This window comes from Sphingomonas sp. UYP23, from assembly GCF_054059235.1.
This window is the reverse complement of record NZ_JBSSBX010000001.1, coordinates 3425576-3449007: the sequence shown is the minus strand read 5'-3', so window position 1 is coordinate 3449007 and position 23432 is coordinate 3425576. Positions and strand designations below refer to the sequence as shown.

22 protein-coding genes and 1 tRNA gene are annotated in these 23432 nt (G+C 66.6%); 4 read left to right on the top strand and 19 right to left on the bottom strand.

Annotated features, from left to right (window positions below; genetic code table 11):
* Window positions 1–5: 5 nt before the first annotated feature.
* The 4 genes from ACVWYO_RS16995 to hemB are packed head-to-tail and all read right to left on the bottom strand — an operon-like array spanning window position 6 to window position 4271.
* Window positions 6–2222, bottom strand: coding sequence for a spermidine synthase (locus tag ACVWYO_RS16995; RefSeq protein ID WP_457352773.1), 2217 nt, complete (start codon window positions 2220–2222; stop codon window positions 6–8).
* Window positions 2219–2749: a GNAT family N-acetyltransferase gene (locus tag ACVWYO_RS16990; RefSeq protein WP_457352770.1), complete on the bottom strand. Its 531-nt coding sequence runs from the start codon at window positions 2747–2749 to the stop codon at window positions 2219–2221. The genes ACVWYO_RS16995 and ACVWYO_RS16990 overlap by 4 nt, the downstream gene beginning before the upstream one ends.
* Entirely contained in the window at window positions 2746–3264 is a 519-nt protein-coding gene (locus tag ACVWYO_RS16985; RefSeq protein WP_457352768.1) for a GNAT family N-acetyltransferase, read from the bottom strand. Before ACVWYO_RS16985 ends, ACVWYO_RS16990 begins: the two co-directional genes overlap by 4 nt.
* Before the next feature lie 14 nt (window positions 3265–3278).
* Complete coding sequence (hemB, locus tag ACVWYO_RS16980) at window positions 3279–4271, bottom strand: porphobilinogen synthase (RefSeq protein ID WP_457352766.1); 993 nt, start codon at window positions 4269–4271, stop codon at window positions 3279–3281.
* Between the two features lie 106 nt (window positions 4272–4377).
* Between hemB and ACVWYO_RS16975 the strand changes: the two genes are divergently transcribed.
* Window positions 4378–5193, top strand: coding sequence for an SIMPL domain-containing protein (locus tag ACVWYO_RS16975; protein WP_457352764.1), 816 nt, complete (start codon window positions 4378–4380; stop codon window positions 5191–5193).
* Here ACVWYO_RS16975 and ACVWYO_RS16970 read toward each other — a convergent pair.
* From ACVWYO_RS16970 to ACVWYO_RS16940, 7 genes are all read right to left on the bottom strand, one after another.
* Window positions 5190–6641 carry an MATE family efflux transporter gene (locus ACVWYO_RS16970; protein WP_457352762.1) on the bottom strand — a complete coding sequence of 484 codons (1452 nt, stop codon included), beginning with the start codon at window positions 6639–6641 and terminating at the stop codon, window positions 5190–5192. The genes ACVWYO_RS16975 and ACVWYO_RS16970 overlap by 4 nt on opposite strands.
* 126 nt (window positions 6642–6767) lie before the next feature.
* On the bottom strand, window positions 6768–9698 hold the full coding sequence (locus ACVWYO_RS16965; RefSeq protein WP_457352761.1) for a valine--tRNA ligase: 2931 nt from the start codon (window positions 9696–9698) through the stop codon (window positions 6768–6770).
* 82 nt (window positions 9699–9780) lie between these two features.
* Window positions 9781–10329, bottom strand: coding sequence for a hypothetical protein (locus ACVWYO_RS16960; RefSeq protein WP_457352759.1), 549 nt, complete (start codon window positions 10327–10329; stop codon window positions 9781–9783).
* A 112-nt stretch (window positions 10330–10441) separates the two neighbouring features.
* A complete protein-coding gene (locus ACVWYO_RS16955; protein ID WP_457352757.1) occupies window positions 10442–12523 on the bottom strand; it encodes a prolyl oligopeptidase family serine peptidase in 2082 nt (693 codons plus the stop codon).
* A gap of 55 nt (window positions 12524–12578) precedes the next feature.
* Complete coding sequence (locus tag ACVWYO_RS16950; protein WP_457352755.1) at window positions 12579–13064, bottom strand: DUF2497 domain-containing protein; 486 nt, start codon at window positions 13062–13064, stop codon at window positions 12579–12581.
* A 60-nt stretch (window positions 13065–13124) separates the two neighbouring features.
* A complete protein-coding gene (locus tag ACVWYO_RS16945) occupies window positions 13125–14636 on the bottom strand; it encodes a TolC family outer membrane protein (RefSeq protein WP_457352753.1) in 1512 nt (503 codons plus the stop codon).
* A 20-nt stretch (window positions 14637–14656) separates the two neighbouring features.
* A complete protein-coding gene (locus ACVWYO_RS16940; protein ID WP_457352751.1) occupies window positions 14657–15322 on the bottom strand; it encodes a protein-L-isoaspartate O-methyltransferase family protein in 666 nt (221 codons plus the stop codon).
* A gap of 198 nt (window positions 15323–15520) precedes the next feature.
* On the opposite strand from ACVWYO_RS16940, the gene ACVWYO_RS16935 reads away from it, so the two are divergent.
* A tRNA-Cys gene (locus ACVWYO_RS16935) sits at window positions 15521–15594 on the top strand.
* 484 nt (window positions 15595–16078) lie between these two features.
* On the opposite strand, the gene ACVWYO_RS16930 is transcribed toward ACVWYO_RS16935, so the two are convergent.
* The 4 genes from ACVWYO_RS16930 to ACVWYO_RS16915 all read right to left on the bottom strand — a co-directional run bounded on the left by ACVWYO_RS16930 (window position 16079) and on the right by ACVWYO_RS16915 (window position 18706).
* Window positions 16079–16672 carry a hypothetical protein gene (locus tag ACVWYO_RS16930; protein WP_457352749.1) on the bottom strand — a complete coding sequence of 198 codons (594 nt, stop codon included), beginning with the start codon at window positions 16670–16672 and terminating at the stop codon, window positions 16079–16081.
* A gap of 101 nt (window positions 16673–16773) precedes the next feature.
* Window positions 16774–17706: an IS5 family transposase gene (locus ACVWYO_RS16925; protein WP_457348219.1), complete on the bottom strand. Its 933-nt coding sequence runs from the start codon at window positions 17704–17706 to the stop codon at window positions 16774–16776.
* A gap of 44 nt (window positions 17707–17750) precedes the next feature.
* Complete coding sequence (locus ACVWYO_RS16920; protein WP_457352747.1) at window positions 17751–18173, bottom strand: hypothetical protein; 423 nt, start codon at window positions 18171–18173, stop codon at window positions 17751–17753.
* A 95-nt stretch (window positions 18174–18268) separates the two neighbouring features.
* On the bottom strand, window positions 18269–18706 hold the full coding sequence (locus ACVWYO_RS16915; RefSeq protein ID WP_457352745.1) for a (deoxy)nucleoside triphosphate pyrophosphohydrolase: 438 nt from the start codon (window positions 18704–18706) through the stop codon (window positions 18269–18271).
* Between the two features lie 55 nt (window positions 18707–18761).
* Here ACVWYO_RS16915 and ACVWYO_RS16910 point away from each other — a divergent pair, with 55 nt between their 5' ends.
* Entirely contained in the window at window positions 18762–18947 is a 186-nt protein-coding gene (locus ACVWYO_RS16910) for a Flp family type IVb pilin (protein WP_457352743.1), read from the top strand.
* A 119-nt stretch (window positions 18948–19066) separates the two neighbouring features.
* Window positions 19067–19240 carry a Flp family type IVb pilin gene (locus ACVWYO_RS16905; protein ID WP_457352741.1) on the top strand — a complete coding sequence of 58 codons (174 nt, stop codon included), beginning with the start codon at window positions 19067–19069 and terminating at the stop codon, window positions 19238–19240.
* A gap of 335 nt (window positions 19241–19575) precedes the next feature.
* On the opposite strand, the gene ACVWYO_RS16900 is transcribed toward ACVWYO_RS16905, so the two are convergent.
* The 4 genes from ACVWYO_RS16900 to ACVWYO_RS16885 are packed head-to-tail and all read right to left on the bottom strand — an operon-like array spanning window position 19576 to window position 23418.
* A complete protein-coding gene (locus ACVWYO_RS16900) occupies window positions 19576–20523 on the bottom strand; it encodes an acetyl-CoA carboxylase carboxyltransferase subunit alpha (RefSeq protein ID WP_457352739.1) in 948 nt (315 codons plus the stop codon).
* Between the two features lie 12 nt (window positions 20524–20535).
* A complete protein-coding gene (locus ACVWYO_RS16895) occupies window positions 20536–21483 on the bottom strand; it encodes a tyrosine-type recombinase/integrase (protein WP_457352736.1) in 948 nt (315 codons plus the stop codon).
* Entirely contained in the window at window positions 21480–23300 is a 1821-nt protein-coding gene (locus ACVWYO_RS16890; protein WP_457352734.1) for a hypothetical protein, read from the bottom strand. Before ACVWYO_RS16890 ends, ACVWYO_RS16895 begins: the two co-directional genes overlap by 4 nt.
* Window positions 23281–23418: a hypothetical protein gene (locus tag ACVWYO_RS16885; RefSeq protein ID WP_165954491.1), complete on the bottom strand. Its 138-nt coding sequence runs from the start codon at window positions 23416–23418 to the stop codon at window positions 23281–23283. The genes ACVWYO_RS16890 and ACVWYO_RS16885 overlap by 20 nt, the downstream gene beginning before the upstream one ends.
* Between the last annotated feature and the right edge of the window lie 14 nt (window positions 23419–23432).

The following is a 23432-nucleotide window of genomic DNA, read 5'->3' as shown; positions in this document are numbered from 1 at the left end:
CTGAACTAGCGCAGCCCTTTGAGCAGCGGCAGGATCGTCGAATAATCGTCGGTCCAGGGCATGAAGCCGGCACGTAGCGGGACGGGCGCCCACGCCGCATTGCCGCGCTGCAAAGCCGCAATGATTTTCGGATCGTGCGACAGCGCGACCCATTGCGACATCGTAGCGGCGGGCGTGTCATTGTGGACCGGGTGATAAAAGAGCTGCACCGCATGCCACCCGCCGGCTTTCGCGGCCCCTGCAACCTCCGGCTCGAGGTCGAGGAAGCGATTCGAGATGTGCACCAGCAGCAGCCCCCGCGGCGCAAGCACGCGCGCGTAGCTGGCGAAGGCTTCGCGCGTCATGAGGTGCATCGGCACCGAGTCGGACGAGAAAGCGTCGAGCGCGAGCAGATCGAGCGATCCCTCTGGCGCGCGGGCAAGGTTGAGCCGCGCATCGCCCAGGACGACCTTCGCGTCGGGCAAGCACCGCGACAGAAAGCTGAAGCGCGTTCGGGCGAGCCGGACGATTGCCGGGTCGATCTCGTAGAAGCGCCAGTCTTGGCCACGCTTGGCGTAACAGGCCAGCGTCCCCGCCCCCAGCCCGACCACGCCGATTCGCGCGCCGGGGCCATAGAGCGCCGGCGCCGCCTGCATCGCCTGGCCGATCCCCGAACCCGGCACATAATAGGTCGTCGGCGTCCGCTCGAGCCCGGCGGAACCCAGCACCTGCGTGCCGTGCACCGTCGTTCCGTGTGCGAGTTGCCGCTCATGCGGATTGCCGCGAACGGTATAGATGCCAAAATAGCTTCTCGTCCGCGCGCCTGGCTCGAGCGAGATCACGACCGCGCGATACCCCCCGAATGCGATGAGCGATCCGAGCAGGGCGATGCCGAAAGCGCGGCGCGATCCGATCGCGAGGATCCCGATCCCGACCATGACGAGCAGCGCGACCTGCTGCATCGGGCCGGGCCCATCGACCGCCCCGGGATACGCGAGCACGAGCGCCGCGAGGCCGAGCACGACGATCGCAACGCCATAGAGCAGCAGCCGCTGCCGCTGCGCGCTGCCGCCCCACAGCCGGGCGATCAGCCCCAGCAAGGCGCGTTGCGGCATGAGCAACCCGGCCGCGAGCAGCAGGATCGGATATTCATACGTCCAGTCGAACAGCAACGGCGCCAGCAGGCCCGAGAACACGCCGCCAAGCACCCCGCCGACCGACATCGCGAGATAGAAACCCGTCAACTGGTCGGGTTCGGGCCGCAGCCGATACATCGCGGTGTGGAGCGCGACCGAGACGAGGAACAACAGCGCCAGCGCCATGATCGCGCCGAGCATGGGCATCCCCGCCATCCCGCCGACGAGCAACCCGCCGAACAGCAGGATCGCAACGGGCGCGATGCGCGTCTGGAGATCGGCGGTGGTGCGGTCGCTGGCGAAGGCGATCGTGAAGCTCAGGAGGTACAGCCCGAGCGGGAGGACCCACAACAGCGGCATCGCAACGATATCGGTGGTGATCAACGTCGAGGTCGCGAGCATCAGCCCCGACGGCACCATCGCCAGCGCGATCCAATGCACGATGCGCCGCCGCCCCGGCGCGGGCGAGGTGGCGCGCGGCTCGGCCTCGACGCTCGGCCCGCGCTGCGGCAGGGTCGCCGCGCACAACGCCACCAGCAGGCCGACCAGGATATAGCCGCTGCTCCACAGCGCGCGTTGGCCGTACAGGGCGAGGCCGGGCTCGACGAACAAGGGGTAAGCGATCAGCCCGGCAAAGCTCCCGAGGTTCGACGCGGCATAAAGCCCATACGGGTTGTCGCCGTGGCGCGTCAGGCTGAACCAGCGCTGCAGCAGCGGCGCCTGCGCCGAGATCGCGAAGAACAGCGGCCCGATCGACAGGCCGAGCAGCCACGGCACCCAGATCGCGGGCTGCGCGGTGGGGCTCGGCTGAAGCGACGTCAGGCCGATCGGCAGCCACAGACCGGCCACCAGCAAGACACCGAGATGTGTCATGGCCTGCCCCCGCGGCGTCAGCCGGCCGAGCCAATGGGCATAGCCATAACCGGCGAGGAGCAGCGCCTGATAGACGAGCATCGCCGAGTTCCACACCGCCGGCGCACCGCCGAGCCGCGGCAGCGCCATGCGCGCAACCATCGGCTGGACGAGGAAGAGCAAGAACGAACTCGCCAGGATGGTCAGCACGAACAGCGGCCGCGCAAGGCGCGCGGGAGATCGGAGGGTCGTCATGCAGTCGGCCGATCGATACGATAGAGGATGTGGCGCCGCAGCGGGTGGCCCGCGGCAAGGTCGGGATGGTCGAAATCGCCGTCGGACACACGCGTCATGCCGATGCGCTCCATCAGCCCCCAGCTGCGCGTGTTGGCGGGCACGGTGATCGCGGTGATGCGGGGGACATCGAGATTTGCCCAGCCCCAGGCAAGGCTCGCCTCGGCCGCCTCCCGCGCATAGCCCTGCCCCCACGCGTCGCGCGCGAGCCGCCAGGCAATCTCGGTCTCGCCTTCGAGGAAACGGTCGCCCGGCTTGAGCCCGCAGAATCCGAGAAAGGCGCCGTTGCTGCGCCGATCGAGCGCCCAGAAGCAATGGCCGTGCTGCGCCAGACACCTGACCATCAGGTCATGCGCGGCGCGCGCGGCGTCCAGGCTCAGCGGCGGCTTGAGATAGCGCATCACCTCGGCATCCTGTCCCATCGCATGGAACGGCGCGATGTCGCGCTCGCGCCAGCCGCGCAGGATCAGCCGCGGCGTCTCGATCATGGACGATCGACCGCATAGACGATCATGTCGCCAATGGGATCATCGGTGTCGAGAAAGCGCGGGTGGCGGAAATCGAGCTCGGGCCGGCGCGTCATGCCGATCCGCAGCATCAGCCCCCAGGACGGCGCATTATCGGGGTTGGTCCACGCCGCGATCGTGCGCGCCGGCGTGTTCGCCCAACCCCAGTCGCGGCTCGCCTCGGCCGCCTCGCGCGCGACGCCCCGACCCCAATGCCGCTCGGCGATTCGCCAGCCGAGTTCGTACATCCCGTCGACCGGCGTGTCCGGATGCCCCCCGATCCGCAGGCCGCAAATCCCGGCGAGTTCGGCATCACACCGGGTCTCGACCGCCCAAATACAATGCCCTTCGGCGGCCTGTTTCGCCGTTTGCGAGTCGATCAGCGTGTCGATCTCGGCGCGGGGGCGGACGCCGCCGAAATGCGCCATCATGGCCGGCGTGTTGATGATGCGCGCGAACGCAGGCTTGTCGGCCTCGCGCCAGGGTCGCAACCGCAAGCGCGCCGTCTCGATCACGCGTTGAGCAAGCGCGCCGCATGCGCGGCATGATAGGTCAGCACGCCTGAGCAGCCCGCGCGCTTGAACGCCATCAGCGTCTCGAGCACCATCGGGTCGCGCTCGGCGGCGCCCGCTGCAACCGCCGCCTCGATCATCGCATATTCGCCGCTCACCTGATACGCGAACACCGGCACTTCGAACGCCGCCTTCACCCGCGCGACGATGTCGAGATAGGGCAGCCCGGGCTTGACCATCACGCTGTCGGCGCCCTCTGCAAGGTCGAGCGCGACCTCGCGCAGCGCTTCCTCGGCATTGGCCGAGTCCATCTGGTACGTCTTCTTGTCGCTCTTGAGCAGGCCGCGCGAGCCGACCGCATCGCGGAACGGGCCGTAGAAGGCGCTCGCGTACTTGGCGGCGTAGGACATGATCTGGACATTGTGGTGCGAGTCCCCCTCAAGCGCCTCGCGGATCGCGCCGATGCGGCCGTCCATCATGTCCGACGGCGCGATGATGTCCGATCCCGCCGCCGCCTGGTTGAGTGCCTGCCCGACCAGGGCATCCGAAGTCGCATCGTTGAGCACATAGCCCGCCGCATCGAGCAGCCCGTCATGGCCGTGGCTGGTATAGGGATCGAGCGCGACGTCGGTCAGCACGCCCACTTCGGGCACGGCGTCCTTGAGCGCGCGCACCGCGCGGCACATCAGATTGTCGGGATTGAGCGCTTCCGCGCCCGTCTCGCTGCGCAGATGCCCCGGCGTGTTGGGGAACAAAGCGATGCACGGAATCCCCAGATCGCGCGCTTCACGCCCCCGCGCAACGATCCCGTCGACCGACCAGCGCGACACGCCGGGCAGCGAGGCGATCGGCTCCTCGACGCCCGAGCCTTCGGCGATGAACAGCGGCCAGATCAGATCGGCGGGGGTGAGCACCGTTTCGGCATAAAGCCGCCGGCTCCAGGCCGATGCACGAGTGCGACGAAGGCGAAGTGCTGGATATTGCGCGGTCATGCTGCGCGTTCTGCGACCTCGCGCGGGCGGGCGCAAGCGGTCTTGCATGACTGCTCGATCGCTGCGATGCTGATGTTACAACATAACACGCACCGGGAGACGCGCCGTGTCGAAGCTCATGCCGCTTGCGCTCATCACACTGTGGTCCGCGCCCGCGTTCGCGCAGACGCTCCCGGATCTGGCGCGACCCAACACGATCCTGGTCACCGCGTCGGGCAAGATCGAAACTCCACCCGATCTCGCGACCCTGGAGCTGTCCATTCGCGGGGAAGGCAAGACCCCTGACGCGGCCACCACCGCGCTCGCCGCCAAGCAGCGCGCTGTCTTCGGCGGCCTGCGCAGTCTCGACCCCAAACTCGATATCCGCACCGGCGCGATCGCGATGCGCGAAGTGAAGGGCGGGGATTGTTCCGATCGCGGCGGTGGCGGCAGCGCTGCCGAGATGATGGACGACGCGCTCGACACGCTCGAACAGTCTGCCAGCGGTGGCGCGCCGGGGACACAAAAGGGGCCATGCCGGGTAGTCGGGCATGTCGCGACGACCGATACGAGCGTGCGGCTGGCAGCGGTGGCGCAGGCCGGCACCGCGGTCGGCCTCGCGGGGCGACTCGGCGCAAGCAGTGCGCGGATCGAAGCCTTCGCTTTGCGCGACGATAGTGCGCCAGCGCAGCGCGCAGTGTCCGATGCGATGGCGAATGCGCGCGCTCAGGCCACTGCGCTGGCGGCGGCGAGCGGGATGCGACTCGGTCCGGTCGTTTCGATCATGCGGGCCGATCCCAACGGGCGCACGCTGTTCGATACCGCGAATGCTTACAACATGGCGCCGGCAGCTATCGCGCAGGCGCCGGTCGTGCTCGACATCGCGCCGACCCCGGTCGAGACGCGCGCGCAAATCGTGGTGAGCTTCGCGTTGCTGCCCTAGCTCGACGGGTGCAGCCGCCCCGCCGGTTCGGCCGAGCTCGGCACCTGTTCCTGCGCGCGCTCGGCCGGCACGACGAGCCGCTGGTTGCGCCACCCGCCATAGCGATAATAGCACAGCGCCATCACGAAATTGGCGCACGAGCCGAGCGGGAAGCTCCACCACAGCGCGTCAGCACCCCATGTCGGCTGGAACAGCAAGGCAAAGCCGATCCGCACCGGATACATCGCGACGAACAGCATGATCAGTGGCGCCCAAACGGCACCGTTGGCGCGCACGGTCGAGAACAAGACCATCGTCATGCCGAAGACGATGAAGTTCCAGCTCGCGAGCACCTGGATATGCCGCGCAATCGGGATCGCCGGGCTTTCACTGCCAAGAAACAGCCCCATCACCGGCCGGTCGAACGCGATGATCGCAAGCACCATCGTCGAGGTCAGCACCGCACTGAAGATCAGCCCCGCGCGCGTGATCCGATCGACCCGATCCCAGAAGCCTGCGCCGATATTCTGCGCCGCCATGCTGCTCACCGCCGCGCCGACCGCGAGCGCAGGCATCTGGATATAGGCCCAGAGCTGAAGCGACACGGCATAGGCCGCGGTCGTCTCGATCCCGTAGCGATTGACGAGCCCGGTCATCGTCAGCGCAGCGACCGACATGACCAGCATCTGCGCGCCCATCGGCAGGCCCTTCGACAGGATCGTCCGCGTCAGCGCGAGGCTCGGCATCAGGTAGCTGAGCTCACTGCCGCGCAGCCGGATCGGCAAGTCGCGCAGATAGACATAGGCGAGCAATCCGAACGCGGCGACATGTGCCGAGATCAGCGTCGCGGTCGCCGAACCGGCGATCCCCAAAGCCGGCATGCCGAACCAGCCGCGGATGAACACCGGGTTCAACCCGCTGTCGAGCAATACGCTGAGCAAGGTGAACCAGAGCGGCGTGATCGAATCGCCGATCCCGCGCAGCGCCATGCTGAGCAGGACAAGCAGCATCGAGGCGGGCAGCCCGAGGAAGATCACGCGCAGATAGGCCAGCGCGAGCGGCATCGCGGTCGGCGGCGTGGCGAGCACGCGCAAGATGTCCGGCGAAAAGACCCAGCCGAGCGCCGCGACGACCACCGCGCCCGCCATCACCAGCCCGATCGAAGCGCCGAACGCACGGCGGGCCGCCTCGACGTCGCGCCGGCCCATGCTCTGGCCGATCAGAATGGTCGAGGCCATGCCGAAGCCGAACACGAGCGCGAACATCAGGAACATGATCGTGTTGGCGTTGGCCGTCGCCGCCACCGCGCCCTCGCCGAGGAAGCGCCCGACCCAGATCGTGTTGATCGACCCGTTGAGCGACTGGAGGATGTTCGATCCGAGCGTGGGGAGCGCGAAGGCGAGCAGCGTCATCGCGATCGGCCCGGTGGTCAGGTCGCGCTGACCGCGGCGCGTCGGGGAGCTTGCCATCGTCGTCTCTACTCCCCTTCGTCACCCCGGCCTGGTGCCGGGGTCCACCGTGCCGCGAGAGCAACGCTGCCCGCTCGTGTGTCACGGTAGACCCCGGCACAAGGCCGGGGTGACGACTATCCGATCTCAGCCCAGCCGATGCAGCGCCGCCGTCAACCGCTCGGCCTCGGCGGACTTCTCGGCGTGATCGGCTCGCGCCTTCTCAACCGCCTCGGGCTTGGCGCGTTCCACGAAGCTCGCATTGCCCAGCCGCCCGGCAAGCGCATCGCGCTCCTTGGCGGCGGCGGCAATGCCCTTGGTCAGCCGCTCGCGCTCGACCCCGAGGTCGATGATCCCCTCGAGCGGCAGCACGAAGGTCGCGCCATCGACCACCACCTGCAGCGCGCCGCCGCCGGGCGCATCCTGCACCACGCTCGCCCGCGCAAGCCGCGCGATCGCCGGCGCCTGCCGATCGAGCCGCGCGAGCGTCTCCGCATCGGCATCGCGCACGTGCATCTGCATCCGCGTGCCCGGCGCGATATTGACCTCGGTCCGCGCGGCGCGGATTTCCGACACCAATCGGATCAGCCAGTCGATCTCCTTGCTCGCCGCCGGATCGAGCGAGCGCGCATCGGCCATCGGCCATTTCGCAACGATCAGATCGGTCTCGCGCGGCCCCATCGCGTGCCACAATTCCTCGGTGATGAATGGCATGAACGGGTGAAGCAGCACGAGGATCTGGTCGATCACCCAGCCCGCGACGCGCTTGCTCTCGGGATCGATGCTGCCCTTTTCGTCGCCGTCGAACACCGGCTTGATCAGCTCGAGATACCAGTCGCAGAACCGGCTCCACACGAACTGATAGACCGCATTCGCCGCGCCATCGAAGCGCAGGTCGGCAAGCGCCAGGTCGACCGCCTGAACGCACGCGATCGTCTCGGCGATGATCCACTTGTTGACCGCGCGCTCGGCCGCCGGCGCCTCGAGCGTCGTGCTCGCGACGATGCCGTTCGACTGCGCGAAGCGGCACGCATTCCACAGCTTGGTGGCGAAGTTGCGATAGCCCTCGACGCGCTTCTCATCCATCTTGATGTCGCGGCCCTGGCTCTCCATCGCCGCCATGAAGAAGCGCAAAGCGTCGGCGCCGTACTGGTCGATCAGCCCGAGCGGGTTGACGACATTGCCCTTCGACTTGGACATCTTCGCGCCATCGGCGGCGCGGACCAAGCCGTGGAGGTAGAGCTTCTTGAAGGGCACATCGCCCATGAAGTGGATGCCCTGCATCATCATGCGGGCGTCCCAGAAGAACAGGATGTCGAAGCCCGAAATGAGCACGTCGTTCGGGTAGCGGCCGTGCAGCGTATTAAGCCCCTCCCCTTCAGGGGAGGGGTTGGGGTGGGGCCGTCCCGCGAGCGCGGTGCTCTGCGAGGCGTCCCCCACCCCTAGCCCCTCCCCTGAAGGGGAGGGGGATTGATCATCCGGCCACCCCATCGTCGCGAACGGCCACAGCGCGGAGGAGAACCAGGTGTCGAGCACGTCGGGATCACGATTAAGCGTTACAACCTTGAGCGCACCCTCATGATAGGTGGACTCATGGGTCATACCCTCAGGTGCTTTCCAAGGCAGGGCTTCGGATGTCGTAACTGTCCAACTATCACCATAGTAGATCCGAGCCAACGCGATTGCGTCGTCCTCGGTCGGCGCGACGAAGATCTCCTGTCCAGCAGGGTCGTTCGGGTTTTCGACTAGCTTGTCTTCAGTAACTTTCTTCGGCCCAAACCATGCCGGGATCCGGTGCCCCCACCACAGCTGCCGCGAGACGCACCACGGCTGGATATTCTCCATCCAGTTGAAGAAGGTCTTCTCCCACGTCTTGGGCACGATCTGAATCGCGCCCGAGCGCACCGCCTCGATCGCCGGCTTGGCGAGCGTCGCCGCATCGACATACCATTGGTCGGTCAGCCACGGCTCGATCACCACGCCCGAGCGATCGCCATACGGCGTCTGGATCGTGCGCGGCTCGGCGTCATGCTCGACGCCGTCCTTGTCGGTATGCGCGATGAGGAAGCCCTCGGCCTTCAGCCGCGCGACGACCGCCTTGCGCGCCTCCGCCGTGCTGAGACCGAGCAGCTCGGCCGGGATCAGCCCGTCCGACACCTGGACGACCTGCGCCTTGGCATCGAGCATGTTGAGCATCGCGTTCGCCGCGATCCCGGCGCGCTTGCCGACCTCGAAATCGTTGAAGTCATGCCCCGGCGTGATCTTGACCGCGCCCGACCCCAGCTCGGGATCGGCATGGTCGTCGGTCACGATCGGGATCAACCGGCCGGTGATCGGCAGTTTGATCTGCTTGCCGACGAGATGCGTGTAGCGCTCGTCCGACGCGTTCACCGCGACCGCCATGTCGGCGAGCATCGTCTCGGGCCGCGTCGTCGCGACCTCGATGAAGCCCGACCCGTCCGCCAGCGGATAGCGCAGATGCCAGAAGCTGCCCTTGATCTCGCGCGTCTCGACCTCGAGGTCGCTGATCGCGGTGCCGAGGCCCGGATCCCAGTTCACCAGCCGCTTGTCGCGATAGAGCAGGCCTTCCTTGTGCAGGTCGACGAACACCTTGAGCACGGCCTTGGAAAAGCCCTCGTCCATCGTGAAGCGCTCGTTCGCCCAGTCCATCGAGCAGCCGAGCCGGCGGAGCTGCTGCGTGATCTCGCCGCCGCTCTCTTCCTTCCACTCCCACACCTTCGCGATGAACGCTTCGCGGGTGAAGTCGGTGCGTTTCTGCTGGGAGGCGGCCATCTGGCGCTCGACCACCATCTGCGTCGCGATGCCGGCATGATCGGTGCCGACCACCCACAAGGCATCCTTGCCCTGCAGCCGCGCATGCCGCGCGAGGATGTCCTGCAGCGTGTTGTCGAGCGCATGGCCGATATGGAGCGAACCCGTGACGTTGGGCGGCGGGTTGACGATCGTCCACGGCTCGGCGCCGGGGCGGTCGGGGCGGAACAGGCCGTTGGTTTCCCAATGCGCGTACCAGCGCTGCTCGAGTTCGGCGGGGTCGAAGGTTTTGGAGAGCTCGGTCATAGCCTTCAGGCTTTAGCCGCGATGCCGCAAAAGAAAAGGGCAGCCCCGCAGGACCGCCCTCTCCACTTCAGGATGGCGCGCGTTAGACCGCGTCGTGCGGCACGGTCTTGGGGGCTTCGACCGCCTTGGCCGGCTTCGGCGCGGCCTGAAGCTGCCCCGCCTTGCTGCAATCGCCGCTGGTCTGCGAGACGACCTTGGGTTCGGCAGTCCCGTACGCCGTCATCTGGTAGCTCTGCGTGCAGCCGCCGTTGCTCGAGCTGTACGAGGTGTACGAATAGCTGCTGCCCGCCGGCATCGATTTGAGCGCCGCCTGGTCGATCTTGCCGCCTGCAGGCGCCGACGCCTGCAACACGGCGGCCTGCTGCATCATCGCGGCGGCCTGGCGATCCATGTCGGCAAATATCTGGTCGAACCCGATGAACGGCGAATCGACCAGTGCGACGGGGATCGCGCGCTCGACCGGCACGAGCTCGAGCCTGGGCGCGACATCGCCCTGATAGATCACGTGCGCGACCGAGCCGTCGGGGAGCGCGACGTTCATCCGGTGAAATTCGCGATCCGCGGCATAAGCGGTCCCGGCAAGCGTACAGGCCGCGACACCGGCCAGCGCGATCTTGGACATCAAACGCATGGGTTTCCTCCTCGTGGCAGTGGATGAGGCGGACAAATCTACGCAGGCAAGCTGGACGGCAGATGAAAGCTACGCGCCACACCCCTCTCCCGCGGGGAGAGGGGATACCAGGTCAGCCGCCCTTGCGGCCCGAACCGCCAACGATCGGCCCCGCCACGTCACGCCCGGTCCATTTCCCCATCCAGCCCAGCACTTCGCGATACCATTGGCGGCTTTCATTGGGTTTCTGCACCCAATGGCTGCCGCCCGGATAGACCACCAGCCGCGACGGAATATCGCGCCGCTGCAGCGCGGTGAACGCAGCGATCCCCTGCGTGTAGGGAATGCGGTAATCCCCCTCCGAGGTGATGACGAGCTGCGGCGTCTTCCACGCGGTCACATGATTGACCGGGTTCCATTTCTCGAACGCGGCGGGGTCCTCGAAATAGGCCTTGCCGCCATGCTCCCATTCGTCGAACCAGAGCTCCTCGGTCTCGTACGCCATCGCGCGCGCGTCGAACACGCCGTCATGCTGAACGATGCACTTGAAGCGATCGCGCCAATTGCCCTCGATCCAGTTCATCATATAGCCGCCGTACGACGCGCCGAGCGCGCAGGCATTGTCGGCGTCGAGCCAGGCGAATTTATCGGTCGCGGCCTTGAGCCCCGCCTTCAGATCGTCGAGCGGCCACCCGCCCCAATTGCTGCGGATCGCATCGGTGAAGCCCTGGCCGTAGCCCGTCGACCCGTGGAAATCGACCGCGACGAGGCCGTAGCCTGCGCCCGCGAAGACCGCCGGGTTCCAGCGGTACGACCAGCTGTTGTTGCTCGACCCCTGCGGCCCGCCATGCACCATGAACGCGACGGGGACCTTGCCGGTGCTGCCCGCGGGTTTCACCGCATAGCCCCACACGGTGTCGGCGTTCGCCCCGGTGAAGCTGAACTTGGTCACGCTCGGCATGTCGATCCCGGCAAGCTTGGCCGCGTTGACCGCGGTCAGCCGCGTCGTTTTCGTGCCGCTCAGCCGGTAGAAGTCGTCGGGCGCGGTCAGTGAATTCATCGCGAACACCACGCCGCTGGCGGTCGGCAGCACCGCCGTGACGTTGCCCGCCTGCGTCAGCCGCGTGACCTTGCCGGTGACCGGGGAAACCGACCAGATCGGATTCTCCTGCGTGTCCTCGGCGGTGACGAGGATCGTCTTGCCATCGGGCGCCCACGCGATCGAGCCGATCGAGCGATCCCAATCCTCGGTCAGCGCCCGCACCTGCCCGCTCGCCAGATCGCGCAACATCAGCACTTGCCGATCGGCCTCGTAGCCCGCGCGCTTCATCGCGACCCAGGCGAGCGACTTCCCGTCGGGCGAGACGGTCGGGAAGGTGTCGGTGCCCTTGTTCGCCGCGGTCAAATTGGTCGGCGCGGCCGAACCATCCGCGGGCGCCGAGAAGATATCGAGATTGGTCGACAGCGGCTCGATTCGCCCCGCCTCGCGCAGTGCGAAGAACACCGTCTTGCCGTCGGCGCTCCACGACACTTCCTCGCCACCGCCAAATGGCTTGGATGGCGCGTCGCCGACGAGCGCGCCTTCGATCGGAACGCCGTTCCCCGTCGCGCCCGTCGCGCTCAGCGGCAGGACGAACAGCTGCGAGCGTGTCCCGTCGGACCAGCTCGCCCAATGCCGCACGAACATCTGGTCGAAGGTGCGGCCGTTGCCGGCATTGGCGTCCTTCTTGATCATCGCCGGCTCGAGGCTCGGCGCGCCCGGCCGACGATCGGCCCAGATGAGCAATTTGTCGTCCTGCGGCGAGACCTTGAAGCCGCCCATCCCGCCCTTGAACTGCGTCAGCCGCGTCGCTGCGCCGCCCGCGATGCCGATCGACCAGACCGCATCGTCGCCGCCCTTGTCCGACTGGAAATACACCATCTTGCCGTCGCTCGAGAATTGCGGCGCGGTCTCGTTGACCGCGGCCTCGGCGGCGAGCCGCTCGGGCGCGGCGCCCTTGCGCGCGAGGTCGAGCCGCCACAGGTCGAAACGCCCGCCGTCGATCGTGAGATCCGTCTCGCGCTGCTGCCACACGAGCCAGCGCCCGTCGGGCGAGACCGCAGGCGCCGAAACGCGCGACAGCGCGACGACGTCGTCGATGGTGAGTTGGCGGGCAGCTGCGGGAACAGCGACGAAAGCGGCGCTCAAGGCGGTCGCGGCAAGAAGCATCTTCATGGCCGCAGGTTACAGCAGAAGCCGCAAGCTGCCGCAATCGGTCTTGCCGGCGATGTTACTTGCCGGTGATCCGATCGATCTCGCGCGCCACCATCGCCTCGACCATCGTCGGCAGATTGGCGTCGAGCCAATCGCGCAGCATCGGCCGCAGCATCTCGCGCACCACGCCCTCGAGCGTGTCCGATCCGGTCACCTCGGGCTTGACGACGAGCCGCGACAGCGCGTCGAGCGGGCTGCGCGAGGCTTCGGCAGTACGCGCCGAGAGCAGCGATTCGGGGCTCGGTTCGGGCGCGGCAGGCGCCGACGCAGTCTTGGCGGCCACCGCTACAGGCTCCGGCTCAGGTGGAGGCGCAGGACGGGAGGCAGGCTCGCGTGCATATTCCGGCTCATGGACGGGCTCGCTCAGCTCGAGGATGTCGTGGTCGAAGGGTTCCGATTCGGAGCGCGGCGGAAGCTGACGCGGCGGGCGCTTGCTGCGACCCGGGGTTGCATCATTTTCCTCGGCGATGATGCGCTTAATCGACGAAAGGATGTCTTCCATCGATGGCTCCGCGCTCAGATCACCCATTGCCGCTTCCTAAGTTGTGCGTCGATCCGATGGTTAACGGTTCTTCGTCGCATTACCTGCAGTGATCGGCGCGCTTCTGTCAACTGGTGCATCGAGAATTGGGTCGAGTGGCTGCGTCATCTTCGCATTTTGTGGGCGCGTGGCGTTGGTACGCGTGCCGGTGATCGCGGGGTCGGGGTCCGACGACCAGTCCCAGATCCGGTGCCGCACGCTGGTGTAATGCGCGACCGGATCGTAGAGCGCGCCGCCGTCGAGCCCGAGATTGCGCGCCTCCGCCTCGCCCATCGCAGCGAGCAAGGCGAAGCCCGCGACATAGGCGTCGCGCTGCGCACTCACGAGCGTGACCTGCGAATTGAGCAATTCCTGCTCGGCATTGAGGATGTCGAGAATCGTGCGGTTGCCGACGCTGTTCTCGGCGCGGACGCCCTCGAGCGAGAGCTTGTTGGCGTTGACCGCGACCTCACTCGACGCGATCGTCTCAAGCGAGGATTTCCACACCGCATAGGCCGAGCGCGCCTGCGCGATGACGCCGCGTTCGGTCTCGGTCACCTGCTCGATCGCCTGAGCCCGCGCGTCCTGTGCGCGGCGGATTTGCGCGGCGGGACGCCCGCCCTGGTATAGCGGTAGCGTCAGCCCGAGCCCGACCGTCGCCGACTTGCCGCTCTGGCCGACCGCGACCCCGGTTCCCGAGCCGAGCGAGCCGAGATAATTGTAATAATTGCCGCCGACATTGACGGCGAGCTGCGGCAAGCGGTTCGCGCGCGCCACACCGATGTCGTATCCCGCAGCATCGCGCGCCTTCGCCGCGGCGAGCAAGGTCGGATTGTTCTTGAGCGCGACATCGACCGCTGCATCGGGTTCGGCGGGCAGATTGGGCAGTTCGGGTGGCGTGTCGAGCCGGCCGGGCTCGGTGCCGACATAGCGGATGTAGCTCTCACGGCTGGTGATCAGCTGCGCCTGCGACGATTGCAGCTGGCTGCGCGCAACCGCGAGCCGCGCCTCGGATTGCGCAACGTCGGTGCGCGTCAGGTCGCCGACCTGGAACCGATCGCGGCTGGCCTGCAGGTTGACCTCGAGCACGCGCACGTTCTGCGTATTGAGCCCGACGATCGCCTCGTCGCGGATCACGTCCATATAGGCGCCGACCACGGTGGTGAACAGGCTCGCTTCGGTGCCGCGCAAGCTGAGCTGCCCGCTCTCGACGCGGGTTTGCGCCGCACGGACGTTGTTGCGCACCGCGCCGCCGCTGTAGATCGGCACCGCGAGCGACACGCTCGCTACCGCCTGACGGTCGGGCGAGACGAAGCTGTTCGCTGCCTTTACCGTATTTTCAGTGTAACTGCTTTGCAGCTGGACGCTCGGGAGTCCCTGCGACCGTGCGATCGGCACGGTCTCGTCGATCCCGCGCAGGCTGGCACGCTGCGCCGCAAGCGTGGGATTGGTATTGTACGCCTTGACCAGTGCCTCGCGCAGCGTCTCGGCCGACAGCGGCGTTGCGACCAAAGCGAGCAGCGCTGTACCGGTGACGAAAACGTGTGCACGCATGGATCGGCGTTTCTTTCTGGTCAGAACGTGAAGCTGCGCGGCCGCGCGAAGCCCGGCAGCGGAACGCAATCGATGTCGGCAAAGTCGAGCAAGGCGAACCCGCCCGCGGTCTTGCGGCCCGAGGTCAGCCGCGTGACGCCGCGATCCGCGATCCCGGTGACGACCCGCCCGCCGATCGCGAGTTGCGCGATCAGCGCGTCCGACACTGCCTCGACGGCACCATCGATGACGAGGACGTCGTACGGTGCGCCCGCGGCGTGACCGGCCTCGAGCGGCCCCTCGACCACGGTGACGGTGGGCATGTCGGCGAGAGCGGTCCGCGCCGCGGCGGCGAGCGCCGGCTCGGATTCGAGCGCGACGACCGAGGCAACGAGATGCGACAGGACCGCCGCGGTGTATCCGCCTGCGGCCCCGACGAGCAGCACGCGGTCAGTGGCGCGCAGTTCGGCCTGGGTCAGCAGGCGCCCGGTCGCGATCGGCACGTTCTGCGCGCGGCCATGGCCGAGCGGCACCGCGGTGTCGCGGTACGCGATCGCCTTTGCATCGGCGGGCACGAAGGCCTCGCGCGGAACGCTGTCCATCGCCGCCACCACGCGCGCGTCGCTCACCGCATTGGTGCGCAGCTGGCTGGCGACCATTGCGTGGCGCATCGCCACCATTTCGGATTCATGCGTCATCACTGTCATCGAGCCACACCCTTGTCGGACACCAGCTTTGCACAGCTGTTGTAGCTGTGCAATACACTTGTTTGCTGCGCTTGCTTCTATCGTGATGGAATGCCTACGCCAAGCGACGCGTATCGGCATTTTTGCATGCGCGCGGTTGACAGCGCGCCCCCACCCTTGCATCAGCGCGCCTCCCCGATGCGCTCTCGAGTGCCTCGTGGCCCGATGGCGGAGTGGTGACGTAGAGGACTGCAAATCCTCGCACCCGGGTTCGATTCCCGGTCGGGCCTCCAAACCTTTGTCGATTAGCAACAAGAGCTACTCGACGTGAGCAAATGAGTGGTTTGCATATGAATGGCAAACCAACACTGGATCCGGCTTAGCCGGTTCCAAGGATATGATGTTAAGGAATAACGGGCTCGCAACGCGAATCACCGCGTAGGTACGCACTCGCCGGACTGGCGGTTTCGTATGCGTGCGGTTGATTTCCGAAGATCGAGCCGTGGCCATGCAAATTTGCCGGCGGTGGGTGCGGCTGATGCCGCCGTAGTCGACGGCACCGCAATTGAGCGTCGCCTCTCCCGTTCTTCAAAGCCGATCGACGTCAGAATGATTCGCACGGATTACAAAAAGCGGCTGAACAACGTCAGGTGGCTACTTCGGACGAAAATTGGAATTACATCTGTCGTGCAGGCCTCGCCTATCTGGCGAATAAGCCGGTTACTATTGTCGTTGCCGACGATTAACTCGATCGTCAACTTCCGACGGCTGGAAACCCTAGGGCGAGCCATTGCTGTGAAGGACGAGCGCGAGGATGTGGCGGGTGAGCGCCTCGCCGCCAGTACGATATGCAAGCTGACCCCAATCGTCCCACCTGTGAACTCGGGCCGCCAACCATGCGAACAGGTCGTCGCGTATTTGGGCGTCGGTGAACGGTTGCGACCAAATCACCCGCCGCGTGGGCATGCGGGCGTCCGCAGCGATCCCGGTGAGCGTGATGAGAAACGCCCTCCCGACCCGCTCGCGGGCGAAGACGAATCGGCGAAGGCCGACGCCGCGCTCGAACGCCTTCAACGCCTCCTCCCGACCGGTGCCCTCCGGGCCCCGGTCGGCCCGCGCGATCGCCTCGATCACCTCGGACATCGGCAGTGCCTCCCAGGCGGGGTCGCGGGTCGCCTGGAGCATCAACATGACGGATCGGCCTTTTGTGGAGAGCGGCGCGTCCAACGCGCCCAAGTGACCCAAGGCATAGGTCAGACCGACGGAGGCGAGCCAGCACATATAGAAGCGCCAAGCCGGCGTATTTCCTAGGAACAGATCCTGCCGGTCCTCGGACGGCGAGGACCATCCGGCATAAATCCCCGTCAGCACGCGGAGGAGAAGTTCGTGTTGCTCGTCGGCGACGTTCGAGGATGTAAAGGGCTTTGTTGCATAATTACGCGAGAGCATGACCGACGTTTTACTTGAAGATGTTATTGGATGCGGACGGTCACCGGCGTTCCTATTTCGGAGAACCGATTGAGAATTGCAGCACGGACTTTGAGCTCGGTAATCTGACGATCGAAGGTGCGGGCGACAACGCGCTGGCCCAGGAGTTTGAAGCAGTGCATTTTGGTCTCGACCAGACTGCGGCGATGATAGCCGCTCCACTTTTTCCAGATTGCGCGACCAAGCCGCTTTGTCGCGCGTAGCGCTCCATTGCGTGCATCGACGCCGGGACCGCCTTCTGCCCATGGTTGCCCGTTGCGGCGGACCGGGATGACCGCATCGGCACCGCGCCCGGCAATAGCGGCATGGCAGTCCCTGGTATCATAAGCGCCATCTCCGCCGACGCTGAGTATCCGCTCGTCTCCGGGAATTTGCGCCAGGAGAACGGGCAGCGTCGGTGCGTCACCAATGGCATTCGTCGTGACCTCAATGGCCCGGATATCCAGCGTCCCAGCATCAATCCCGAGATGCACCTTGCGCCACTGGCGACGGTAGGACGGTCCGTGTTTGCGCGTCTTCCACTCGCCTTCTCCCGTCATTTTGATCCCGGTGCTGTCGACCAGCAGGTGCAGTCCGCCCGAGCTGATCCGCCCGCCGAGGTTGACCTTCAACGTCTTCTGCCGTCGGCACAGCGTCGTATAATCCGGCACCGACCAATCCAGCCCCGCCATTTTGATCAGGCTCGAAACCAACCCCGTCACTTGCCGCAAAGGCAGGTTGAACAGCGTCTTCAGCGTCAGGCACAGCTCTATCGCGCTGTCTGAAAACCGCATCGGGCGACCAGGGCGACCACACGGCTTCGAAAGCCAGTGCATCTCCGGATCAAACCATATTTCCAGCGACCCACGCCGCTTCAGCGCCGCATTATACTCAGGCCAGTTCGTCGTACGATACACAGGTGCGGCAGGTTTGGGCATTACGCCTATCTATACCGCTCGATTCCCTGCGTGAATCCCCGCCATCAGTTTTGCAACAAAGCCCGCTGGAGATACTCAATGCCAAGGTCGCAAGCCGAGCACTTGATGGACTCGCGTCTGCCGGCAGAAACCCCATAACCTACTCGCTCGACGCTGTGACGAGCCTTGGTAATAAGGGTGTATCGATTCTTGAGATCGCGACAAGGACCGGACAACAGGCCGCCTCCACCTACCACCTGGTCATAGCAGAGAACATCGAGGTCGTAGCCGATGGTCTCTGGAACCGACAGCAGGTTGAACGCTATTTTCCAAGTATATACCGCTGACAACCGACCAAATTCTCTAAACCAGATGCTTACTGCGCTGATGCAGGCGATCTCGATCGACGAGTCATGCGCGCCCCCGCGGGCGATGAGCACTCGTTGTTGCCCAAAAGGCAGACCTGAGTATTTTCGTTTGCCAACCACTCAGTTGTTGTTTTTGCACAAACCGGGGCTATTGAGGCACTTACGTCGACGGGTATTGTTGCTCATCGACAACCTTCTTGAAAGAAGCGGCGCGTTCAGCGCTCGAGCATGATCTGCTCGAGCGCGGCGATGAACGGCAGATCGGCTGGAGGCATCGCCAGACCGCGCAATTCTGTCGGCGCGTGCCAGGCGAGCGCGGTCGCGTCGAGCGCCTGCGGCACCCCCGCCCATTGGCGACAGACATAGAGCAACAGCAGCAGATGGCGCCCGGGCAAGCCCGCGCTGGCGAAGGTCAGCGGCGACAGCGCCTCTTCGGTGACCAATATGCCGAGTTCCTCCGCAAGTTCGCGCACCAGCGCCGCCTCGGGCGTCTCGCCCGGCTCGATCTTACCGCCGGGGAACTCCCACAATCCCGCCATCGCCTTCCCCGGTGGGCGCATTTGTACCAGCACACGCCCGTCGCGATCGAACAACGCGGCCGCCACGACCGGCATCAGCGGCTTTACGACATCCGCCTCGACAAGCTTAGCCATTCGTTAACGATCCTCTGGTATCGCTGCGTCTGTATCAGGCCCGGGGGATATCGCCATGATCGTCAGACTGCTGAAGTCTCTGCTTGGCGACAAACGGGGTGCCACCGCCATCGAATATGGGCTGATCGTCGCGCTCATCGTCATTGCGATGATCGTGTCGCTCTCGGGGCTTGCCAATATCACCATCGCCATGTGGGGCAACGTCAATGCCAAGGTCAGCACCGCGACCGCTGCAAAATGAGCCGCGGTCCCCTTCGCCGGCCTTAAACTTTTATCAACTCTGGTCTTCTACAAGGTCAGCGTTGGTCCGGGGTGCCGGTCCGACCGGGTACTGAAGCATTATCCTTGGAGACCGGAATCATGAAGACCATCCGCAATTTCATCAAGAACTCGAAGGGCGCGACCGCCATCGAATACGGCCTGATCGCAGCGCTGATCGCCGTCGCCGCCATTGCCGCGATGCAGGGCCTGGGCAACCAGCTCAAGACCACGTTCAACAACGTGTCGGGCACGCTGAAGTCGAGCGCTACGTAAGCTTTATCGCTTATGCGAATACCGGCGGGCGGCAAGACGATGGTCTTGCCGCCCGTTTTCGCGTGCGTCTCGCGCTGCTGTTCGCTGCAGACCCTGTTCACGGCTGCCGCCGCTTCGCGCCTCGTCCGATCGGCTCGGATCGGGCAGGAAGGGTTCGATGCGAATGCGGCAGGACCTGGGTATGATACGAAGAGACGCGACCGCAATTGGAAATGGTCTTAGCGCCGCGCTGATCGCCATCGCCGCGATGCAGGGCGTCGGCAATCGGCTTCCCCTGACCTTCGCCAAGGTATCGGGCGCTATGCAATCCATCGCCGCGGTCGCGTGCGCGCCGCCTAGAGCCGCCCCATCGCCAGAAACTTGTCGCGCCGGCCGCGGCGCAATTCGGCCGGCGTCTTGCCGTCGAGCTTGACCAACGCCGCCTCGATCGCGTCGCCGAGCGCAGCGATCGCCGTGGCCGGATCGCGCTGCGCACCGCCAAGCGGCTCTGGCACGATCGTGTCGATCACGCCGAGACCCTTGAGGTCCTGCGCGGTGATCTTCATCGCCTCGGCCGCCTCTGGCGCCTTGTCGGCGGTGCGCCACAGGATCGACGCGCAGCCCTCGGGCGTGATCACGGCATAGATGGCGTGTTCGAACATCATCACGATATTGCCGGCAGCGAGCGCGATCGCGCCCCCGGAACCGCCCTCTCCGACCACGGCCGCGACCATCGGCACGCCGAGCGCAAGGCACGCCTCGGTCGAGCGCGCGATCGCCTCGGCCTGGCCGCGCTCCTCGGCCTGGATACCGGGAAAGGCGCCGTTGGTGTCGACCAGCGTCACGACGGGCAGGCCGAAGCGATCGGCGAGCTGCATCAGGCGAATCGCCTTGCGATAGCCTTCGGGCTTGCCCATCCCGAAATTGTGCTTGAGCCGGCTGGCGGTATCGTCGCCGCGCTCGTGACCGATCACGAGGATGCGGCGCCCTCTGAACGTCGCGAAGCCGCCGAGGATCGCCTGGTCGTCGCCGAACGCACGGTCGCCGGCCAGCGGCATGAAGTCCTCGAACAGCCCGGCGACATAGTTCTTGAAATGCGGCCGGTCGCCGTGACGCGCGACTTGCGCCTTCTGCCACGGGGTCAGCTTGGAATAGGTGTCGCGCAGCAGCTTGTCGGACTTTGCCTGAAGCTTGCCGACTTCGGCTGCGATATCGACGGTGCCTTCGGACGCGGTCTCGCGCAGCTCGTCGATTCGCCCCTGAAGCTCGGCGATCGGTTTTTCGAAATCGAGGAAACTTGCCATAGCCAGCGGCGGTTAAGCCCCGCGTCGCTTGGCGTCAACGCGTGCCGCCAAACGATCTTGCGCCTCGCCCAGCGGGTGCCGCGCATTGACGAGCTCGACCAGCCGGCTGGCATCGACATGGGTATAGATTTCGGTGGTGGCGATATCGGCATGGCCGAGCATCGATTGCAGCGCGCGCAAATCGGCGCCGCCTGCCAGCAGATGGGTCGCAAAGGCGTGCCGGAGGACGTGCGGGCTGACCCGGTCCGGCGGGATCCCCGCTTCGCCCGCGAGGCCCTTGAGCAGTTGATAGAGCCTGATCCGGCTGAGATGGCTTCTGCCCGAGGGGAAGAGCCACGGGCTTTCCTCGGGAACATGCAGCCGCCATACCGCCACCGCCGCCCGCGCGCGATCGGACAGCGGGACGAGCCGCTCCTTGCCGCCCTTGCCGCGCAGGATGAGGTATGGCCGGTCGGGCGCCACCGCGCGGCGCGGCAGTGACATCAGCTCGGTGGCGCGAAGCCCCGAGCCGTAGAGCAGCTCGACCAGCGCCGCGAGCCGCAGGTCGTTGGGATCGGGCGGATCGCGCGCGATTCGCGCGGCGATCGCGGCGAACAGCCGGTCGATATCGGCATGGTCGAGCACTTTGGGCAGACCGCGCGACGCGCCGGGGCGCGGCAGCGCGGCGCCGGGATCGTCGCTGCGAAACCCCTCGTCCGCCAGGAAGGCGAAGAAGCGCCGCAACGCCGCCGACTTGCGCGCGACGCTCGCCTTCGACAGCGCGAGCCATTCCGCACCGAGCCGCGCAAGATCGTCGGCGCCGGCATCGCACAACCGCCCCTCGAGAAAGCGCGAGGCGAGCTCGAGATCGCTGCGATAGGCGAGCACGGTATTCTTCGCCGCGCCCGATTCGGCAGCCATCATCTCGAGAAACCGCCCGATCAGCGCGCGATCCCCGCCCGCTGTGGCGACGTCGGTCAAAGCCGGCTCATCGCCTCGACGGCGACCATCTTGGCCTCGCCCGGCAAACCTACCGCGCGCAGCGCCCGCACGATGTGATACAGCGCTTCGGGCGAAACGCCCCGCCACAGCCGCGTCTGCATCCCGACCGCCGACAGCAAGGCGACCGTCCCGGGCTCGCGATCGAGCGCTGCCGTGTTGAGCGCACGCGTCCAGCTGTACTCCCGCCCGACGCGCACGCCGAGCGTCCGCGCGCCGCGCTCGACTTCGCTCGCCGACATCCGGCCGAGCCCCGCAAGCCCGGCAAAGAACATCCGCCGCTTGAGCCCGTCCGAATCGTTCGCGCCGGCATAGGCGCTGACCTCGTCATAGCTCGTCACCGGCTCGGACGGGTCGACCAACGTCAGCAGCGCCCAGGCGTTGCTGCCGCGCTCGGCCTTCTCGCGCCAGCGCATCGCGCGCGGGTCGAGCCCGGCGCTCAGGATCGAGGCGACGATCCGGTCGACATCGGGCTTTTCGAGCGTCTGCGGCAACCGCGCCGCCGCACCCGCGGTCAGCACGAGCCGCGCGTAGCGGCCTTCATAGGTCTTGGGTTCGTCCCACAGCCGCTTGAGCGCATCGGCGCGCGCCGCGACATCGCTCGCATCGTAACCGGCGCGCAGGTCGCGCGCGATGCCCGCCTCGGCGATCGACTGGTCGTCGCCTGCGTCGATCGCGCTGTACAGATCGATCAGTGCCGCGCTCGACAAGATGCCGCGCGCCGCCGCGAGTTCGGCCGCCGCGGCGCGGACGTTGGGCGCGAGCGTCGGCGCCAGCGCACGCCAGCCATCGACCGCAGGCGTCCCCGTCGCGAGCAGCGTCGTGGGGATTTCAACCCCCGACGCCATCGCAAGACCATAGCGCCACGACGTCAGCTGCGAGACATCGTCCCATTCGATCGTCACCGCCTGGCGACCGCTCTGCCCCGCACCCGCGACCTTCTGGGCAAGCAGCAGGTCGACGCCGCCGGCCAACCGCGACCGTCGCGCCTGGGCGAGCAGCGGCTGCACCTTGGCGGGCATCCCCGACAGCCCCGCGCACATCGCCCGCGCGAGGATCCAGCCGCGCTCGGCCCCGAGATTCGCACCGACTTCGACCGCCGGGCACAACGCCGCGGGATCGCCCGCCGCAAGCGCTGCCTGCATCGCCGCGACGAACATCTTGGGCGTATAATCTTCGGTATCGACCGCCTGGACCATCGCGCGGGCAGCGACGGACTCGCCCATCCGCACCAGCAGCCAGGCACGCTCGGCAGCGAAATCGGCACCGTTGACGCCGCGCGGGGTATCGACGCGCGCGAGCAGCGCGCGGCGCAGCGCGATCGAGACCCAGCGCGACGCGACCGGCGGGTTCAACCGGCGCATCAGCGTCTCGAGATAGCGACCATCGGCGCGACCGAACGCATCGGCCGCCATCGCGCCCTGCGCGGGGCCGACGACGCCGACCTGCGCGAGCGATCGCCGGGCATAGGCCGGCATGTCGGCGCGGACGAATGCGGCGAAATCGGTCGCGGCCGGCGGGGTTGCGGTGGGCGTCGGTGTTTCGAGCGGCGTCGGATCGACATCGGGCGCGTCAGGGAGCGGCGGCGCGACGAGCGGCCCCACCGGACGCGTCGCCGGCGAGGCGGACGCGTCGGGTCGAATCGGCTGGACGGCGCGCGGACGCGGTGCGCTCGGCGCCGGCGTCGGATCACCGAAGCCGGGCGGGAGAATCGATTCGGGCTTGTCCTGGCCTGAGGCCGGGATCGCCAGCGCTGCGGCGAGCGCAGCCAGCGCGACCTTACTTCTGGAGATTCGCAAGCGGGACGGCCTTCTCGACATGCTTCAGCGGCTTTTCGTGCGACAGGCGCGACAGGCCGAACAGCAAAGCGACCACCACCACGAGGACGACGATGAGAGCGACGATCGAACGGGGCATGGGCTCACAACCTG